Annotated in this window: 13 protein-coding genes, 1 tRNA gene and 1 other RNA gene; 6 read left to right on the top strand and 9 right to left on the bottom strand. The window is 69.3% G+C overall.

Annotated elements, in window-relative coordinates; all coding sequences use genetic code 11:
- Nucleotides 1-47: 47 nt before the first annotated feature.
- A complete protein-coding gene (locus ACSVDM_RS15585; protein WP_439265705.1) occupies nucleotides 48-2,840 on the bottom strand; it encodes a DNA polymerase III subunit gamma and tau in 2,793 nt (930 codons plus the stop codon).
- A 446-nt stretch (nucleotides 2,841-3,286) separates the two neighbouring features.
- On the opposite strand from ACSVDM_RS15585, the gene ACSVDM_RS15580 reads away from it, so the two are divergent.
- A complete protein-coding gene (locus ACSVDM_RS15580) occupies nucleotides 3,287-4,114 on the top strand; it encodes a hypothetical protein (RefSeq protein ID WP_067494625.1) in 828 nt (275 codons plus the stop codon).
- A 1-nt stretch (nucleotide 4,115) separates the two neighbouring features.
- Here the strand turns inward: ACSVDM_RS15580 and ACSVDM_RS15575 are convergent, their stop codons facing one another.
- The gene (locus ACSVDM_RS15575; protein ID WP_439265703.1) at nucleotides 4,116-5,024 is read right to left on the bottom strand and encodes a neutral zinc metallopeptidase; all 909 of its coding nucleotides are present in this window, start codon (nucleotides 5,022-5,024) and stop codon (nucleotides 4,116-4,118) included.
- A 269-nt stretch (nucleotides 5,025-5,293) separates the two neighbouring features.
- Between ACSVDM_RS15575 and ACSVDM_RS15570 the strand changes: the two genes are divergently transcribed.
- Nucleotides 5,294-6,907: a DUF2207 family protein gene (locus tag ACSVDM_RS15570; protein WP_439265701.1), complete on the top strand. Its 1,614-nt coding sequence runs from the start codon at nucleotides 5,294-5,296 to the stop codon at nucleotides 6,905-6,907.
- Here ACSVDM_RS15570 and ACSVDM_RS15565 read toward each other — a convergent pair whose 3' ends face one another.
- The 3 genes from ACSVDM_RS15565 to ACSVDM_RS15555 form a co-directional block, all read right to left on the bottom strand.
- Nucleotides 6,908-8,176 carry an ROK family transcriptional regulator gene (locus ACSVDM_RS15565; RefSeq protein WP_067640355.1) on the bottom strand — a complete coding sequence of 423 codons (1,269 nt, stop codon included), beginning with the start codon at nucleotides 8,174-8,176 and terminating at the stop codon, nucleotides 6,908-6,910.
- A 358-nt stretch (nucleotides 8,177-8,534) separates the two neighbouring features.
- On the bottom strand, nucleotides 8,535-9,230 hold the full coding sequence (locus ACSVDM_RS15560) for a hypothetical protein (protein WP_357150919.1): 696 nt from the start codon (nucleotides 9,228-9,230) through the stop codon (nucleotides 8,535-8,537).
- Between the two features lie 69 nt (nucleotides 9,231-9,299).
- Nucleotides 9,300-9,878: an HhH-GPD-type base excision DNA repair protein gene (locus tag ACSVDM_RS15555; RefSeq protein WP_357150917.1), complete on the bottom strand. Its 579-nt coding sequence runs from the start codon at nucleotides 9,876-9,878 to the stop codon at nucleotides 9,300-9,302.
- 45 nt (nucleotides 9,879-9,923) lie between these two features.
- Between ACSVDM_RS15555 and ACSVDM_RS15550 the strand changes: the two genes are divergently transcribed.
- Nucleotides 9,924-10,727 (top strand): methyltransferase domain-containing protein, encoded by an 804-nt coding sequence (locus tag ACSVDM_RS15550; RefSeq protein ID WP_439265698.1) that lies wholly within the window; start codon nucleotides 9,924-9,926, stop codon nucleotides 10,725-10,727.
- Between the two features lie 51 nt (nucleotides 10,728-10,778).
- On the opposite strand, the gene ACSVDM_RS15545 is transcribed toward ACSVDM_RS15550, so the two are convergent.
- The 3 genes from ACSVDM_RS15545 to ACSVDM_RS15535 all read right to left on the bottom strand — a co-directional run bounded on the left by ACSVDM_RS15545 (nucleotide 10,779) and on the right by ACSVDM_RS15535 (nucleotide 12,879).
- On the bottom strand, nucleotides 10,779-12,068 hold the full coding sequence (locus ACSVDM_RS15545) for an aminotransferase class I/II-fold pyridoxal phosphate-dependent enzyme (protein ID WP_439265696.1): 1,290 nt from the start codon (nucleotides 12,066-12,068) through the stop codon (nucleotides 10,779-10,781).
- A gap of 129 nt (nucleotides 12,069-12,197) precedes the next feature.
- An RNA gene (gene ffs, locus ACSVDM_RS15540) (signal recognition particle sRNA small type) lies at nucleotides 12,198-12,292 on the bottom strand.
- Nucleotides 12,293-12,318: 26 nt separating this feature from the next.
- Nucleotides 12,319-12,879 carry a TetR/AcrR family transcriptional regulator gene (locus ACSVDM_RS15535; RefSeq protein WP_067640344.1) on the bottom strand — a complete coding sequence of 187 codons (561 nt, stop codon included), beginning with the start codon at nucleotides 12,877-12,879 and terminating at the stop codon, nucleotides 12,319-12,321.
- 147 nt (nucleotides 12,880-13,026) lie between these two features.
- Here ACSVDM_RS15535 and ACSVDM_RS15530 point away from each other — a divergent pair, with 147 nt between their 5' ends.
- The 3 genes from ACSVDM_RS15530 (at nucleotide 13,027) to ACSVDM_RS15520 (ending at nucleotide 14,850) form a co-directional block, all read left to right on the top strand.
- On the top strand, nucleotides 13,027-14,028 hold the full coding sequence (locus ACSVDM_RS15530) for a hypothetical protein (RefSeq protein WP_439265694.1): 1,002 nt from the start codon (nucleotides 13,027-13,029) through the stop codon (nucleotides 14,026-14,028).
- Between the two features lie 67 nt (nucleotides 14,029-14,095).
- A tRNA-Ser gene (locus ACSVDM_RS15525) sits at nucleotides 14,096-14,183 on the top strand.
- Between the two features lie 253 nt (nucleotides 14,184-14,436).
- Nucleotides 14,437-14,850: a DUF5994 family protein gene (locus tag ACSVDM_RS15520; RefSeq protein WP_133734144.1), complete on the top strand. Its 414-nt coding sequence runs from the start codon at nucleotides 14,437-14,439 to the stop codon at nucleotides 14,848-14,850.
- A 1-nt stretch (nucleotide 14,851) separates the two neighbouring features.
- Here the strand turns inward: ACSVDM_RS15520 and ACSVDM_RS15515 are convergent, their stop codons facing one another.
- A complete protein-coding gene (locus ACSVDM_RS15515; RefSeq protein ID WP_084476706.1) occupies nucleotides 14,852-16,297 on the bottom strand; it encodes a threonine/serine ThrE exporter family protein in 1,446 nt (481 codons plus the stop codon).
- Nucleotides 16,298-16,356: the final 59 nt, after the last annotated feature.

Below are 16,356 nucleotides of genomic sequence, written 5' to 3'. Positions count from 1 at the left end.
GTGGTGTGCGAACTCCGGTTAACTTAACGCGGTATGGACGGTGGCTGTCAACCGTCCAGAGACTTTGCGCCGAGCTCGCTGCGCAGCAACGCCAGGGCGACCTCGTCCGGGTCCTGCCGGTCGCCCGGAGCCACCGGAACCGCGGCGGCGGCCAGCATCTCCTGCTCCTCCTCCGGGGTCGGCGGGGCGGGAATGCCGGGCGCGGGGCGCGAGGCGCCGTCCGACTCGCCGCCGGAACGGGCCGGATCGACGGCATAACTGTCCTGCGGACCCGGGTCGTCGGGTAAGTCGGGGAAGTCGGGCGGCGGAATGTCGTCGTCGGGCTTACTGGTGCGTGCCCGCCCACCCTTGGCCTGACTCGGCCGGGAGAACTGCGGTCGCGCGGCGGGCTTGCTCTCCGCCGGACCCGCCGTGTTCTTGGCCTGCGGCGCCGGGCGTGCCGCGGGCGCGCCCGTCTCCCAGCGCACATCCAGTTCCCGCCCGAGCACCGCCCGCACGGCCGCCCGCACCGACTCGATATTGCGCGGATCGGACAACCGCTGCGCCAACGGCGCACTCTGATGCGCGAAAACGATCGTCTGCCCCTCCACCCGGGACACCGCCGCCCCCGACATCAACGCATGCAACGTGAGCCCGAACTCCCGCACCTTCGTCTTGATATCCGCCCACCCCGCATCGACAAGGGCGAGCAGGTCTTCCGACGGCGCCTGCCCCGGTGGGGACCCGGGCCGGTCCGTCGCGCCCGAGGCAGCACCTGCCGGTACAGACGTGGAGGGTGCGTCGGCTCGTCGAGCCTCCGCCACCGGCTCAGCTCCCGCACCAGCGCGCGAATCGCCCTCCGTCGCACCACCGACATGCGCGTGCCCGGACGGGCTATCGGCTCGCCGAGCGTGATCACCCTGCGGCGCACCACCGACGTACGCCGGTCCCGACTGGCTGTCGACCCGTGGAGAGGCTTCTCCTGGCTCATGGCCCATCCGACCGCGCGAATCACCCTGTGGCGAGGGAACTTCCGGCCCGTCGCGGCGGGTGTCCGGCGCCGGTGCAGAGCCGACTGATCCGGTAGCGGAATCGGATTCCGTCGAGGTCGGCGGGTTCGGGACGACATCCTGTGCGTCGGAGACCGGCGCTGCGGAGCTGGGCGGCCGCGACTGCGTAGCCGGACCGTGTTCGTCGCCACGCGACGCCGGCGCAACTGCGTCGGGGGCACTCGACGGCGGCGCGGCCGGGTGAGCCGCCACTGACGGCGTGGTGGTCGAGTCGGTGACCGACGACTGCGTGGCGGCCGGCGGTGCGGCGGCCGAGTGTGCGGTCGACGGTCGGCCGTTCGGCTCGGCGGACGGAGCGGGCGAGGGCGGGACGCGACCGTTGTCGGCGGCGTCGCGGTCGGCGACCGTGGCATCCGGGTGCGGCCCGCGGTCGGCGGCGGGACCGTCGGACGTGTGCGCGCGGACTTCCGCGGCACCCGAAGCACCAGGCGTTTCGGCGGTGGCGTCCTCCGCCCCCGGGCCACCCGACTTCCGTGCTGCGGCTTCCTTTTCCGCCATGGCGGCGGCGAGGATTTCCGCACCTCGGCGGCGGCCTTCGGCACTCGAACCTTGCGCACTCGACGAGGCCGGGCCGGGTGCGTCGGCCGGAGGGCGAGCGGGGGCGTCGCCGGCAGGGCGGGCGGAAGGGATTGCGCCGGTGGCGAATCCGCGTTCCAGACGCTCGAGGCGTTGGAGGGTGGCGGATTCGGTGTCGGAGACCGACGGGAGGAGCATGCGGGCGCAGATGACCTCGAGCAGGAGGCGGGGGGCGGTGGCGCCGCGCATTTCGCCGAGGCCCTCGTGGAGGAGTTCGGCGTAGCGGGTGAGGGTGGCGGGGCCGATGCGGGCGGCCTGGTCGCGCATGCGCTCGAGCACGTCGCCGGGGCCCGCGACTAGGCCGCGCTCGGCGGCATCGGGGACCGCGCGGAGCAGGATCAGGTCGCGCAGGCGTTCGAGCAGGTCGACGGCGAATCGGCGCGGGTCGTGCCCGGCCTCCATCACCTGGTCGATCGTGCCGAACAGCGCGGCGCCGTCGTCGGTGGCGAGCGCGTCGACGGCGTGGTCGATCAGCGCCACATCGGTGACGCCGAGCAGCGAAACCGCGCGCGGATAGGTGACACCCTCGGGCCCGGCACCGGCGAGCAGCTGGTCGAGCACACTGAGGCTGTCGCGCGGTGAACCCCCACCGGCCCGGATGACCAGCGGATACACCGCCTCCTCCACCGGCACGTGCTCCTGCTCGCAGATCTTGCCGAGCAGTCCGCGCATGGTCGCGGGCGGCAGCAACCGGAACGGGTAGTGGTGGGTGCGCGACCGAATGGTCGGCAGCACCTTGTCGGGTTCGGTGGTGGCGAAGATGAAGATCAGGTGGGCGGGCGGTTCCTCGACGATCTTGAGCAGCGCGTTGAAACCGGCCGTGGTGACCATATGCGCCTCGTCGACGATGAACACGCGATAGCGCGACTCGGCGGGCGCGTAGAAGGCACGATCACGCAGCTCACGGGTGTCGTCGACACCACCGTGACTGGCCGCGTCGAGCTCGATGACGTCGAGGTTGCCCGACCCGCCCGGCCCGAGCGCCACGCAGGACGCGCAAGTGCCACACGGCCGCGAGGTCGGCCCCTCCACGCAATTGAGCGAGCGGGCGAGGATGCGCGCCGAGGACGTCTTGCCGCAGCCACGCGGCCCGGAGAACAGGTACGCATGGCTGATGCGGCCGGTGTCCAGCGCTGTACTCAGCGGGTCGGTGACGTGCTCCTGACCCACTACCTCAGCGAATGTCGCCGGTCGATATTTCCGGTACAGAGCCACGGCCCAAAGGCTACCGGTGCGGTGTGACATCCCGGCTGGCGCCGCAGGGGTGGAACCGAAAGGCATAGCGGTACAGCAAGTTACATGTGTTGTAGATCACATGGTGGTTAAAGGTTCAACTCGAGGCCGCATAGCGGGCCCGGTGGGTGCAACTCACCGGTTATCGAGGGTTCTCGATTCGGCGAATCCAGACAGGACGAGTTCGTCGATCCTGGTTGTCGCGTAATTCCGTACCCGGTCCCCGAATATCGACCTGTTTCCAGATGTAACGAAAACGTGAACCGTCGTGACAGCGGCGCAAGCGGCTGGCTACCGTGGTTATCGGCAACTTCGGTGGCCAAACCTTCATCAGGTTGGTGACCCCGGCCGGTCCCTCATCCCGACCGGGGCACAACCTTCGCGCACCGATCGCTCCCCCACCGCATCGACCGGAGGAACGTTTCATCGTGCTGTCGTGTGATGACATCGCAGCCGCCTGGCTGGCCCACACCGAGTTCGCGGGCGACCACGCCGCGGTCGGACTGCTGAGCCGGGCGATCAGCCCGCAGGACTTCGACATCAAACGCGACTCCTTACCCGTCGCGGCGGCCGCCGACCCGGCCACCGCGGCCGCCATCCTGCAGCTGCTCGAGCGCGGGCAGGTGCCGACGATGGCCGCGATCCGCACCCTCACCGCGCAGAACGAGATGCGCCGCGAGGCCGAACGGATCGAACGGCTCGGCAGGCGGGCACAGCGCAGCATCGACGAGTTCGGCCGCATCCTGGCCAGGCTCGCGGCCGCACATTGGACCGAGCACGGCATCGGCCCCACCCGCCGCGACATCCTCGCCGACCCCCAGATCACCGAACTCATCGCCGACCGGGTCGGGGAGATCGCGCCGACCGCCGTGAAACACCTGTGGCTCATCGAACGCGCGCAGCGCGCGGGCTGGATCGCCTCCAACGCGAACCCGGGCTCGCTGTGCCCCGCCCGCCGTTGGCACACAACGAAATACGGCAACCGGGTGTCGCAGAAGCCGGTGAACATGATCGGGAAGATGGTCGCGGGTTTCGTCGCCGAGCACACCGTTGACAAGGGTCGCGCCCCGAGCTGGGCGGCACTGTCGCGCGACCTGCGTGACGATCGTGGCCGCCGGGTGTTCTTCGATGTGGCCGACGCGCACGCCCAGCGCCGCTGGCTGGTGACCGCCGAATGGCTCGCCGACACCGGCGACGACCTGCCCGCCCCGGGCAAACGTGGCCTGCGCGCGCTGGCCAAGGACGCTCGCGGCTGACTCAGCTCACGTCGCCGGCCGCCGCGATGAAGGTATTGCACTGCGGCGTCAGGTTTTCCAGCCCGGCTTCGAACCACTTGCCGCCGTTGTCGGCGGTGCCGTGGTCGCGCATGTCGCCCGGCCGGTCGCCGCGCCCGTAGGAATCGCGGGTGGCGAGGGTGACCTGGTCCGACGACAGCGAACCGCCGCCCTTGGACGCGGCGATGAACATGGCGTCGAAACAGTTGGCCTGCAACTCGACTCGGCGTGACAGCTCGAGCCCCTTGGTCGAGCGCGCCCCCGCGTCGACCCGTTCGCTGTTGGCCTTGCGCAGGATTCCGGACTGCGCCTGGATGTGGTGCCCGTATTCGTGCGCGAACACCGACAGGTACACCACCCAGTTGTCACGGAACTGATCGGTCTGCAACTGGCTGATCGGCATGTAGATGGTCTTGTTCGCCGCGCAGTAGAAGGCAGCGAAGTTGCTGGTGGAGCCGGTGCACGGGGTGGTGATGCCGTCGGTGGTGGCGGTGATGCTCAGCGTCGGCGACTCGAAGGGCAGCCCGTTGGCGGCCATCAGCGGCTTCCACGCCGCTTCCAGGCAGCCCGCCGCGGATTCGAAGAACCTGCGGGCCTTGTCCACCTGTGTGCCCCACGGGGCGTAGTCGCAGGAGGCGGGCACCAGGGTGCCGTCGGCATCGGTGACCAGCGGGTTGTCACCGGTCTTGGCGGGCGCGCTCCCCGGTTGCGGCGTGTAGGTAGTGGTCGGTCTCGGGCCGAACGCGTCGATGCCGATATCGACGCCCTTGTTCACGGCGAACTTCACCAGACCACCGACGACGAGGAAAATCACCACCAACATCAGCGAGGTGAAACCGCCGCGTCGCTTGCGTGGCGGCGGGGTCGGCCTGCCGGGTGGCCCGTAGGGCATCGGCGGCGGACGGTAGCCCGGCGGCGGTCCATAGGCCGGACGCTGCTGCGGATACCCTTGCGGCGGTGGGTATCCGGGCGGACCGTAGCCCTGTTGCGGGCGATAGCCCGGGGCACGACCATAGCCGGGGGGTGGCGGAACCGGTCGTCCACCGGGCCCGTATGGGCCGTAGCCGTACGGTGGTTGGTTCACGTCCCCCGTACCCCCTCGTCTAGTTCGTCGCCGACAGCCGCTGACGCAGGATAGCAAGCTGTCTAGAGTAGGCAGCCATGCTGACTTTTCGGGGGGGCGCCGCGGGCGCGCTGCTGCTCGCTTCGGCGGGCCTGCTCGCGGCCGCTCCGGTAGCCCACACGCAGCCCGCGGGGGTGTCGATCACCGCCGATCTCACCTTGACCGAGACAGGCGTGCTGCAGGTCGTCGAAACCGTCGCGGTGCCCGCCGACGGGAACTTCACGATGTCGCTGCCGTTGCGCCTCGGCCTGGGCGACGGTGTGGAGCGGGTGTTCGAGGTCACCGATGTGTCCGCGACCGGGGCGGGCACCGCGACCACCGTCGACGACCAGTTCGTCGTGAAGGCCGAGCCCGGTGAATCCAAGTTCACGTATACGGTGCACAACACCGTCGCCGACGCGCCGGGCACGCAGCTGTTCCACTGGCTCGGCGTGCTCAACGCCGACATCGCCTCCCTCGATGTGTCGGTGATCAGCCCGAGCTTCCAAATGGGCATCGTCGACTGCAAATTGGGCCCCGCGGGCAGTGCGCGCCCGTGCGCCGAGGTGCACGTCGAACCCGACGGTGTGCTGTACCTGAGCCAGACCGACCTGCGCAAGGGCGACGCGATCGACCTCACCCTGCAGATGCCACCCGGCACGGTGCCCGCCAATGCCGATGTGCGCGACGGTGATTCGAACAACTTCTTCGCCTTCACCACCCCGGTCCTCGCCGCCTTCGGCGCCCTGCTGCTGGCACTGGCCGGGATGATCGCCTACGTGCTCACCGCCCGCAAGCGCGGTGCGACGGCCCGCGCCACCAGCGACACGTTCGACCCGCTCGTCACCAGCGGTGACCGGATGGAATTCACCTCCCCCGACGGCGTCCTGCCCGGCGAGGCAGGTCTGCTGCTCGACGAACACGTCGACCCGGTCGACATCGCCGCCACCGTCGTCGATCTGGCGGTGCGCCGCTACCTGTGGATCGCCCCGGTGAACGCGCGCGGCGAGGACGACTGGCGGATCAGCCGCGTCAACGCCCCCGACGACCAGCTGCGCGAGTACGAGCGGGTCGTCTACGACATGTTGCTGCCCGAGGGCACCGACACCGTCGCCGTGCGTGAGCTGCGCGCGCCCGGCCGCCTGCAACTCGACCCGATCCGCGAGGCCATGCGCCGCGATGCGGTGTCGACCGGCGCGCTGGCCGATCCGAAGCAGCGGATGCTGCCCCGCTGGATCGGCGCCGCACTGATCGCCGTCGGCGCCGCGACCACCGTCGCCCTGGCGTTGACCGCCGGGCACGCCCTGGTCGGCGTGGCGATCCTGCTGGCCGGGGTGGCCGCGGTCGTGCTGCCGAACTACCTGCCGACGCGAACCACGCTGGGTGACACCGTGGTCGGCCGGATCAAGGCGATGGGACGCGGACTCGACTCGGTGTCACGCGACCGCATCCCACCGATCGATCAGGAGACGATCTTCTCTCGCGCCCTGCCCTACACGGTGATCAGCGGTCGCGCCGACAACTGGATCCGCACCTTCCGCGATATGGACCCGTCCGCCGATTCCCAGCCCGGCCTGTACTGGTTCGCCGGCTACGACCGCGACCGCAACCTGCACCGCTTCGCCTCCCAGTTCCCGTTCTTCATCACGGCCCTGGAAGGCGCGTGTAAGTAGCTACACCCGGCGCAGGGCGGCCAGCGGGTCGGCGTACAACGCGCTGAGCGAGGTGACGACGGCGGCGAATTCCTGGACCTTGCCGCCGAATCCGCTGACCCGGATGTCGGTCGGGGGCAGCTGGGTGCTCTGGGTGAACGCGCGGGCCACGTGGCCGAGGGCCGGGCGGTAGCCGGTGAAGGCCTGTCCGCCGAGGACCACCCGGTCCGGGTTGAGCATGTCGCGGACCAAGGCGACGGTCTGGCCGAGCATGGTCGCGCGTTCGGCGAGCAGCTCGCGGGCGCCCTCGGAACCGGACTCGGCGGCCCGGTACAGGTCGGCGATGGTGGTGCCCGCGGTTCCGTTGTGCGCCGGGATGATCCCGCGCCCGACCGCACGCGCCTGCAGCGCCCGATCGCCGACGGTCACTTCCAAGCAGCCACGCCTGCCGCAGGTGCACTGCACGTCCGAACCGGTGGGCAGGTGCGCGATGGAACCCGGGCCGTTGCTCGGGGTGTGTACCCGCCCGTCGAGGGTGACGGCGATGCCGGCCGTCTCGCGGACGTAGAAGTACAGGCTGCTGCCTGGCTGGTCGGCGGGCTGTTCCGGGCCGCGCGCGTCGAAGGTCGGCAGCAGCAGTTCCGAGGCGGCCATCGCTTCCACGTGGGGCGCGACGGAAACCGGCAGCTCGAGCACGTCGCCGAGGACCTGGCCGAGCGGTGCGCCCTGCCACGCCAGTTTCGGATGGTCGACGAGACCGGTGTGCGTGTCTACCCGGCCACCGATGGCGACGCCTGCCCACAGCGGGGTGCGCCGGTGCCAGCGCTGCAGGAATGCCTTGGCGCTGCGGGCGACCGTGGTGACGGCGAAGTCCTGCCCGGTCTGCGGTGTCGCGATGGCAAGCCCACCGAGGATGCGGCCGCGCAGGTCGGCGGCCACGATTTTCGTCGCCGCGGCGCCGATGTGGATGCCGATGGTGAGGTAGGCGTCGTGGTCGATCTCGAAGGGCACCCGTGGCCGCCCGACCGCACCGGCGGCGGTGAGATCGGCGCGTTCACGCAGCAGACCGGCTGAAAGCAGCGCGGCCACTTGGCGGTTCACCGTCGCGATGCTCAAACCCGTTGCCCGGGCGGCATTGTCGCGGGAGATGGGGCCGCCGACAGCGGCGCGCAGCACGGCGGCGGCAGGGTTGTCGCTGCGCCGCAGTTCAGGGGCAACGACGGGACGCGAAACTCGGGGACGACCGGTGACCACCCGCGAAATCGGGCGGTCGAGAATGGGGGCAGACATATGCAGTTCCTTGCCGAAAAGCCCGTTTCAACTACGGGTTTGCCTACACGAGGGGTGTGGCAGCTCGCGAGCCCGACAGGCTCAGCTGCAGCGGCAGGAACGACACAGTTCGCGCGTCAACGGCAACCGCAGACCCAGCGCGGCGGTCACGTAGGTGACCCGCGGGGCGGAGTGATGGTTGCCGGACATAACAATCAAATTAACACCGAATCGCCACCCATCCAAGACCGACCGGCGAATTGTGTGGTGACACACAGCAAATCACCAGGTCAGCGCGGTGCGGTGGAAGGCGTAAAGGTGCTGTGACACAGCACGAACCCCTCCCGAGGACGCCGGGAGGGGTTCGTGCGCGGGCGGCCTACTTGGCCGGTGGAGTGAAGGGCTGGTTGATGGTGGTGAAGTACTGGATCGCGGCGGCGACGGCTACCGGGCCGGTGACGAACAGCTGCCCGGCGATCACGCCGAGGAAGCCGACGGCGGCCGCACCCGCGACGCACCCGCCCAGCGGGCCGAGGCCGAACAGGGTGAGCAGCGCACCGGTGGCGACGAGGCCGAGCGCCGCGCCCGCGATGCAACCGGCGGCGGCCCCGCCGAGCCCGCCGACCAGGGTGCCGATGGTCGCGCCCATCGAGATCGTCGAGGTCAGGCGCGACCAGGCCGCCTGCTCACGCTCGTACTCCGACTTCCAGGGCGCCTTGTCCTCGTACGGCAGGGCGACCGGCTTGTAGACGGCCTTGGCCGGGTCGAGCTGCGGGGTGAGGGTGGCGGTGTTACCCGAGATCTCGGCGGCGATCGGCAACTCGAACTCGTCGAGCCGGAACGTCAGCGGGGTGGCCGCGACGGTGGTTCCATCGGCGGCTTTGATCTTGAACGCACCGTCCTCGGTGACCAGCGATCCGGCATCGGTGGTGACGACGGCCCTCGACTCGTCGACGACCTCGGCGGTGTAGTTGATCGGTGCTGCTTGCTCGGGCGCCGCGTTGACGGTGCCCGCGGTGACCCCGGTCGCCACGGTCAACAGTGCCGCAACCACGGCGAACTTCCTCATCTTCATGCCGGAAAGCTTCCGGTAAACGCGTTTGCCTGACGAGGAATAAACGCACCGAGATCGCAATCGCCGAATTCACTCGGCCGCTTTGGCCGCGGCTTTCGCTTGTTTCTTGAATTCCCTTACTTCGGCGAGGGTTTCGGCGTCCACGACGTCGGCGACCGAACGGCGCGAACCCTCGTCGCCGTAGGCACCCGCCGCTTTTCGCCAGCCCTCCGGTTGCACACCGCGTTGTTTGCCGAGCAGGGCGAGGAAGATCTTCGCCTTCTGCGCGCCGAAGCCCGGCAGGTCCTGCAACCGGCGCAGCACTTCCTTGCCGTCGGGGTCGCCCTCGGTCCAGATCTTGGCTGGTACGCCGTCGTAGTGCTCGATGATGTAGTTGGCGAGCGCCTGCGCGCGCCGGGCCATCGACCGGCCGTACCGGTGGATGGCGGGTGGGGTGGCGGCGAGTTCCTCGAATTCGGCCGGGTCGGCCTCGGCGATACGGCGCAGATCGAATCCGCCCATTCGCCCGGCCAGTTTCTGCGGCCCCCGAAAGGCGTGTTCCATCGGGTACTGCTGATCCAGGAGCATGCCGAGCAGCAAGGCGAAATCGTCGGTGCTGAGTAGTTGATCGGCCTCGGCGTCCTGGGCAAGGCACAGCGTTCGGGTCATATATTCATCGTGACACATTTCACTGCACCCACATCGGCGGTACGAATGACGGATTACACCCCACGCCCGGACCGTTTCGATCGGGCGGGACAACCCCAGCTGATCGATGCCCATGACCTGGAGGTGACACAGCCCGGCGTGCGCGCTCTCGGCGCCTGGACCCATGAACGACTCGGTTTGCGGCCCGGCGACAGCGCGCTCGACATCGGTTCCGGCACCGGCTCGGAAGTGTTCACCTTCGCCGACGCGGTCGGCCCCCGTGGCACCGCCGTCGGCGTGGAACCCGACCCGGATCTGCTCGCCTCCGCCACCCGGCGCGCGACCGAACGCGGCTCCACCGCCACCTTCGTCTCCGGGGACGCCTACGGATTGCCCTTCGGCGACAACACCTTCGACGCCGTCCTGTGCGAACGCGTCTTCCAGCACCTGACCGCCCCCGCCCGCGCCGCGACCGAAATCGCGCGCGTCCTGCGCCCCGGCGGCCGCGCGGTGGTCGTCGACGCCGACTGGGCGACCGCCATCATCCACCCCGGCGCCCCCGAGGTGGCCCGCGCGGTGATCGACACCCTGATCTCCTCCACCACCAACCCCTTCTCCGGTCGCAGACTGGCCGGCCTCCTCACCGACGCGGGCCTGATCGTCGACGAGATCGGCTCCCACGCCCTGGTCCAGGACCGAACCATCGGCGCGGGCGCCCTGGTCAACCGCATAGCCGACCTCGCGGTCCTGCGCGGAACCGTCACCCCCGAAGCCCGCGACCAACTCCGCACCGACCTCCACGAGGCCGCGGCCCGAGGCCACACCCACATCTCGGTCACCGTCTTCGCGACCCTGGCCCACAAGAAATAGACGAAACCCCGCGTATCCCGGCAGGCGGGGTACGCGGGGCCTCGTTCGTGGTCAGGCTTCGAGCAGCTTCTCCGTCGCGGCCAGCAACACACAGGTCGCCAACCCGTCCATCGCCTTCTCCAGCTCCGGCAGCTGCGGGAAACTCGGCGCGATCCGGATGTTCTTGTCCTCGGGATCGTTGCGGTACGGGAACGCCGACCCAGCGGCCGTCAGCGCGATCCCCGCGTCCTTGGCCAACGCGATCACCCGCGCCGCCGTCCCCTCGAGCACATCGAGACTGATGAAGTACCCACCCTTGGGCTCGGTCCACGACGCGACCTTCGACGCACCGAGCCGATCCTCGAGGATCCGGCGCACCAGCGCGAACTTCGGCTCGAGCAACCGCCGATGCTTCTGCATGTGCTCGCGCACGCCTTCGGCGTCGGTGAAGAACCGCAGGTGGCGCAGCTGGTTGAGCTTGTCGGGGCCGATGCTCTTCTTGCCCGCGTGGTCGAGGTACCAGTCGATATTGGCCTTGGACGCACCGAAGAAGCTCACGCCCGCACCGGCGAAGGTGATCTTGGAGGTCGAGGCGAAGACCAGCGGACGGTTCGGGTGACCGGCGGCCGCCGCCATGCCGAGCACGTCGAGCACGGGTGCGGCGGTGTCGGTGAGCGGGTGCACCGCGTAGGCGTTGTCCCAGAACAGGCGGAAGTCGGGTGCGGCTGCGGGCATCGAAACCAGTTCGCGCACAACCTCTTCGGAGAAGACCACGCCGGTGGGGTTGGAGTAGTTCGGCACCGCCCACAGACCCTTGATCTGCGGGTCGTTTGCCAGCAACCGCGCGATGGCGTGGGTGTCGGGGCCGTCGTGGCGCATCGGGATGGTGATCATCTCGATGCCGAGCGCCTCGGTGATGGCGAAGTGCCGGTCGTAGCCGGGGGCGGGACACAGCCACTTGACCGGCTCGTCGGAGGCCCAGCGGCGCGGGGAGTCGGGGGTGCCGTAGAGCATCGAGAAGACGATGATGTCGTGCATCATCTCGAGGCTGGCGTTGTTGCCCGCCACCAATTGGTCGACGGGGATGCCGAGCAGTTCGCCGAAGATGGCGCGCAGTTCGGGCAGGCCGGTGAGGCCGCCGTAGTTGCGGCAGTCGGTGCCGGTGCCGTCGCGGAAGTCGCCGTCGCCGGGTAGGGCCAACAGGGGCGAGGAGAGGTCGAGCTGTTCCGGTGACGGCTTACCTCGGGTGAGATCCAGCGTGAGCTTCTCGGTCTTGAGCGTCGCGTAGTTCGCGGTCTGGGACTCGTGCTCGGACACGAGTTCCGCGTGGCTCATCAAACCGATCTGCGTTTGCCGGGGCATCCTGGGCAGCCTTTCGAAGCAGCAAGGTGGGTGTACCCGCAACGTTACCCGGCGGTTGCCGGGAATCGGCAGGGTATCCGGGGAGGATGGGCTCGCACGCTGCGAAGGTGTGCAGCGGAGTCCCGAAAATTAAGGGGACCCCGCGCACCCGGCAGAGCCCGTTGACCCTTGCTGCCTTCCGGCCCTGGGGGAGTTCACAGGATGCGCGCCGCGCGGGATCCGTCGGCCAGTGTAGCCGCAATCGCGCGCACTAGCGATTTCGGGGTTCGAACAGCAGGTCGGCGGCTCGGATGAGCACCTCGACACGGGTGCGGCCCTCGTGATCGGCGGCGAGGAAGTGCCCGCCGATCACGGCGCAGAAGGCGAGCAGGGCACGGGCTTCCACCTCATCGGGATCATCGCAGAATTCGCCGATCGTCTCGCGCAGCAACGCCATTCGCGCGTTGTCGACGCGGCGCAGGCGGGTGGCGACGTCGTCGTCGCGCCGGGCCCAGTCGCGAACGGCCAGATCGATGGGCAGCAGCCGGTGATCCGAGAGGGTGAGGACACCGGCCATGCGCGCCCGGTTCTTGGGATCGAGGCCCGCGTTGTCGACCTTGGCGAGCACCTCGTCGACGGCCTCGCGCTCCCAGGCTTCCAGCATCGCCGTCAGCAGGGCCTCGCGGTCGGCGAAGTAGCCGTAGAAACCGCCCTTGGTGACGCCGATGCGTTTGGCGAGCGCTTCCACCCGCACCGCGTCGACACCCGAGGTGGCGAGCACGTGCAGCCCCTCTTCGATCCATCGTTCGCGTGGTGTTCGCGCGACGCCCACGTGTGCTCCGTTTCTGCTCGCCCGACGACGGAAGAACCAGTGTACGTAGGCGTATAGATACGTCATCGCATGACGAAGCTGGCTACGATCAGTGCGATATCGGCAAGGGGGGTCCCGGTTCCCCATGACTACGAGGGGGTTCCGCGCGTGACCGGCCCGAACCAGCAACCGCCCGGCGGCGACGTACCGCCGTCCGACCCGACTGTGCAGTGGTGGGAACGCCCAGGCCCCGACTCGGGTCAGCCACCACAGCAGGCCGATCCGACCATCCTGCGCGGTGACATCGGCGCGCCCGGCCCCTACACCGCACCGCCCGCGCCCCAGCACAGCGGCGCCAACCCCTACACCGCTCCCCCGGCGGCGACGCCGTACCAGAGCGGTGCCAACCCGCAGCCCTACACCGGCCTGCCCTACCAGGCAGGCGCCACCGCACAGCCGTTCGCGGCGCCGCCGCAGTACCCGGCCCAGCAGTGGGGCACGCCGCCGCGTCCGCCGTCGTCGGGCAACAAGGCCGTGTGGTGGATCGTCGGCGGCGCGGTGCTGCTGGTCGGCGTGCTGGTGATCGGCCTCATCGCGTTCGCCGCGAACAAGGCCGACGAGACCAACCCGTTCGGTCCCAACCCGTCCGAATGGGAAGGTGACTACGCCTTCCAGAAGGGCAAGAACGCCTGCGACCTGATCGACCTCACGGTGCTCAACCAGTGGTCCTCGACCAGGGAGACGACCACGCACACCGAGCGTGAGCCCTCGGAGTACGGCGGTGGCGGCTCCTACAACTGCGACGCCAAGAACCAGGACTCCGGCCGCAGCGGCACCGGCGCGAAGATCTCGCTCGAGGTGGCGTTCAAGTCCAGCTACGAGACCGAATCGGACTACTCGCGCTGGAAGGGCTACGACACCAAGACCACCGGTAAGGACTACGACCACGGCCCGCTCAGCGGCCTCGGCACGGAGGCGTACTACGCCTACGAGCAGCGCATCTACGGTTCCATCCCGAACGACTACATCTACGTGGTCGCCGCGCACGACAGCAATATCTCGGTGAAGGTGGAGATCGAGGTGGACAAGATGGGCAGTGTCGACAAGTCGACCCTGCGCTCGGCCGCCGAAACCCAGGTCCGCAAGGTCCTGACCGCACTGAAGAAATAGCAGGTCAGCGGGGTAGGACGGGGGCCGGTTTGGCATCGGCCCCCGTCGACCCGCTATGCTGCTCCACGGAGGATTCGCCTAGTGGCCTATGGCGCTCGCCTGGAACGCGGGTTGGGTTAACGCCCTCAGGGGTTCAAATCCCCTATCCTCCGCCACAGCAGGGCCCTGATCGGTTCGCCGGTCGGGGCCCTGTTCGTTTGATCCGGTGGATCTGTCGGTGGGTGTCCGTAGAGTGACCCCCGATGGTGCGGGAGACCCCCACCGCACCCGACCGCCGTCGTCGCCGCGATAAATCGCGCGTGCAGACACAGCGGAACTGGGTATTAAAGGCTTCGTGCCCGTCGAAACCGACGGCGCACACCGGCCGGCGCCGAGAGCGCCGGCCGAACACACCAAGAGGAAACTTTCGTGAGTACACCTGACACGACTATCGGTCGCGACACAGCGGGCCCCATTCGCCTGATGCTGCGCGACCGCAAGACGGCACCCGGCCCGATCGACGGCGCCTGGTGGCCGCGCACCGACGCGCCGATGACCGAGATGCACCAGCTGGTCACCGCGGTCGGCCCGCAGATCGGCAAGCTGGCCCAGCTCGGATTCGACTGGACCGCCGACGAATCCGGCGCCGACGAGGCCGCGCGCATCATGCACCTGGTCGGCAGCAACGGCGCGAGCCTCGCGCTGCTCGTCATCCCCGCCTCCACCGAGGCGGCCGCCGCGCGCAGCCAGATGCGCTGGGCCGCGGGCAAGCCCCGTATCCAGGATCCGGCGCCGGCCGACACCGCCGCCGACGGACCGCGCACGCTGATGGGCGCGGTCTGAGTCAGCGGTCGCTGGTGTAGGTCGGGTCGAAGTCGCGCGGTGTGCCGCGGCGGCTGAGCAACCGGTCGAACCATTCACCGAGAATGACGCCCGCCGCCAGCGCGCACCCCACGCCGAAGGCACCGAGAATCTGCCCGAACCCGAGCAGCGTTTCGTCCTCGAGCAGGGCGTACAGCCCTCGGTACACCTTCAGACCGGGCAGCAGCGGCGTGATGCCCGCGGCCGCGACGACCAGCGGCGGAGTGAGCGCGCGCCGCGCCATCAGACCACCGGCCATGCCGATCAGCGTGGCCGCCGCACCCGAGGCGACGACCGGCCCGAACCCGATGTCCTGGACGACGAGGTAGGCCGCGGTGCCACCCGCACCGCTGAGACCGGCCGCGAACAAGGCCCGCCGCTCGGCGTAACAGGCCATCGCGAACGCGACCGCCGCCACCGCACCGGCACTGAGCTTGAGCGCGAGGAACTCGGTATCGCGACCCGCGTTCGCCGCGATCTCGGGCACCTCGATCCCGAGAATCGTCGAAACCCGCAGGGCCAGACCGATGCCCGCGACGATGCCGCCGGTCATCATCACCACTTCGAGCATGCGGGCCGCGGCGGTGACCGGCGCACCGGTGATGGCGTCCTGTACCGAACCGACCAGTTGCAATCCGGACAGCAGCACAGTGATCCCCGCCGCGACGATCAGCGCCGCATCGGCTCGCCATTGGTCGCTGAACGCGGCCAGCGCTATCGCGGGGGTCGAGGCGATGACGCCACCGATCATGTTCTGGAAGAACAACGGCAGACCGAGCTGATGCAGCGCCCGGTTCACCAGGTCGATGACGGCGGTCGTGGCGAAACTGATCACCGCGAGCATCACGCCGCCGCCGAGCAGCACCGCGATGGCCGCGGCCAGCAGCGACCATCCCGCCGTGGAGACCCAGCGTGGATACGGGTGCCGGGCGGAGACGATCTCGTCGAGCGCGGCGTGCGCGTTCTCCACCGGAACCACCTGGGTGCGGATGCGCCGGGTCAACCGGTCGACGGCGGCGAGGCGGGTGAAGTCGAGCGAGCGGTACTTCACCACCCGCATATCGCTGGCCGGCGGCAGATACGGGCCGCGGTCGGCCCAGATGCGGATGGCGTCGAAGGTGACGTCGATATCGCATTTGTCCAGCCCGTAGGTGGAGGCGATGAAGCGCACCTGCGCGGAGGTGTCGCCGACACCGGTACCGGCGGCGAGCACCACCTCACCCACCCGTACCGCCAGATCGAGCACCTGCGACACCTCGGCGTCGTCGGTGAGGTCGATCGGGCGCAGCGGGGTGGGCGCGGCGACGATGTTGTCGGCGGTCGCGCGTTCGAGCGGACGCCAGAACGGGCGGCGCAGGCGCAGACGCGGACGCGAACCGAGGCGTCCGAGGGACGAATCGTCGTCGTCCGCCGTGTGCTCCGCTGTCATACTTCGACCGTAACGGCGTTTCGTGCCGGTTCGCCGTCTCGTCACGAGTTCGTCAACGT

Source organism: Nocardia sp. JW2, from assembly GCF_051843015.1.
Classification (GTDB): domain Bacteria; phylum Actinomycetota; class Actinomycetes; order Mycobacteriales; family Mycobacteriaceae; genus Nocardia; species Nocardia coubleae.
Note: the sequence above shows the minus strand (reverse complement) of the source record. Positions and strands in the feature narration are given on the sequence as shown.

Bases quoted from the DNA above. Each gene is read 5' to 3' on its own strand.
- ACSVDM_RS15575 (WP_439265703.1), bottom strand. From the start codon at position 5,024: ATGCCCTACGGGCCACCCGGCAGGCCGACCCCGCCGCCACGCAAGCGA.
- ACSVDM_RS15570 (WP_439265701.1), top strand. From the start codon at position 5,294: ATGCTGACTTTTCGGGGGGGCGCCGCGGGCGCGCTGCTGCTCGCTTCG.
- ACSVDM_RS15565 (WP_067640355.1), bottom strand. From the start codon at position 8,176: ATGTCTGCCCCCATTCTCGACCGCCCGATTTCGCGGGTGGTCACCGGT.
- ACSVDM_RS15560 (WP_357150919.1), bottom strand. From the start codon at position 9,230: ATGAAGATGAGGAAGTTCGCCGTGGTTGCGGCACTGTTGACCGTGGCG.
- ACSVDM_RS15555 (WP_357150917.1), bottom strand. From the start codon at position 9,878: ATGACCCGAACGCTGTGCCTTGCCCAGGACGCCGAGGCCGATCAACTA.
- ACSVDM_RS15550 (WP_439265698.1), top strand. From the start codon at position 9,924: ATGACGGATTACACCCCACGCCCGGACCGTTTCGATCGGGCGGGACAA.
- ACSVDM_RS15545 (WP_439265696.1), bottom strand. From the start codon at position 12,068: ATGCCCCGGCAAACGCAGATCGGTTTGATGAGCCACGCGGAACTCGTG.
- ACSVDM_RS15515 (WP_084476706.1), bottom strand. From the start codon at position 16,297: ATGACAGCGGAGCACACGGCGGACGACGACGATTCGTCCCTCGGACGC.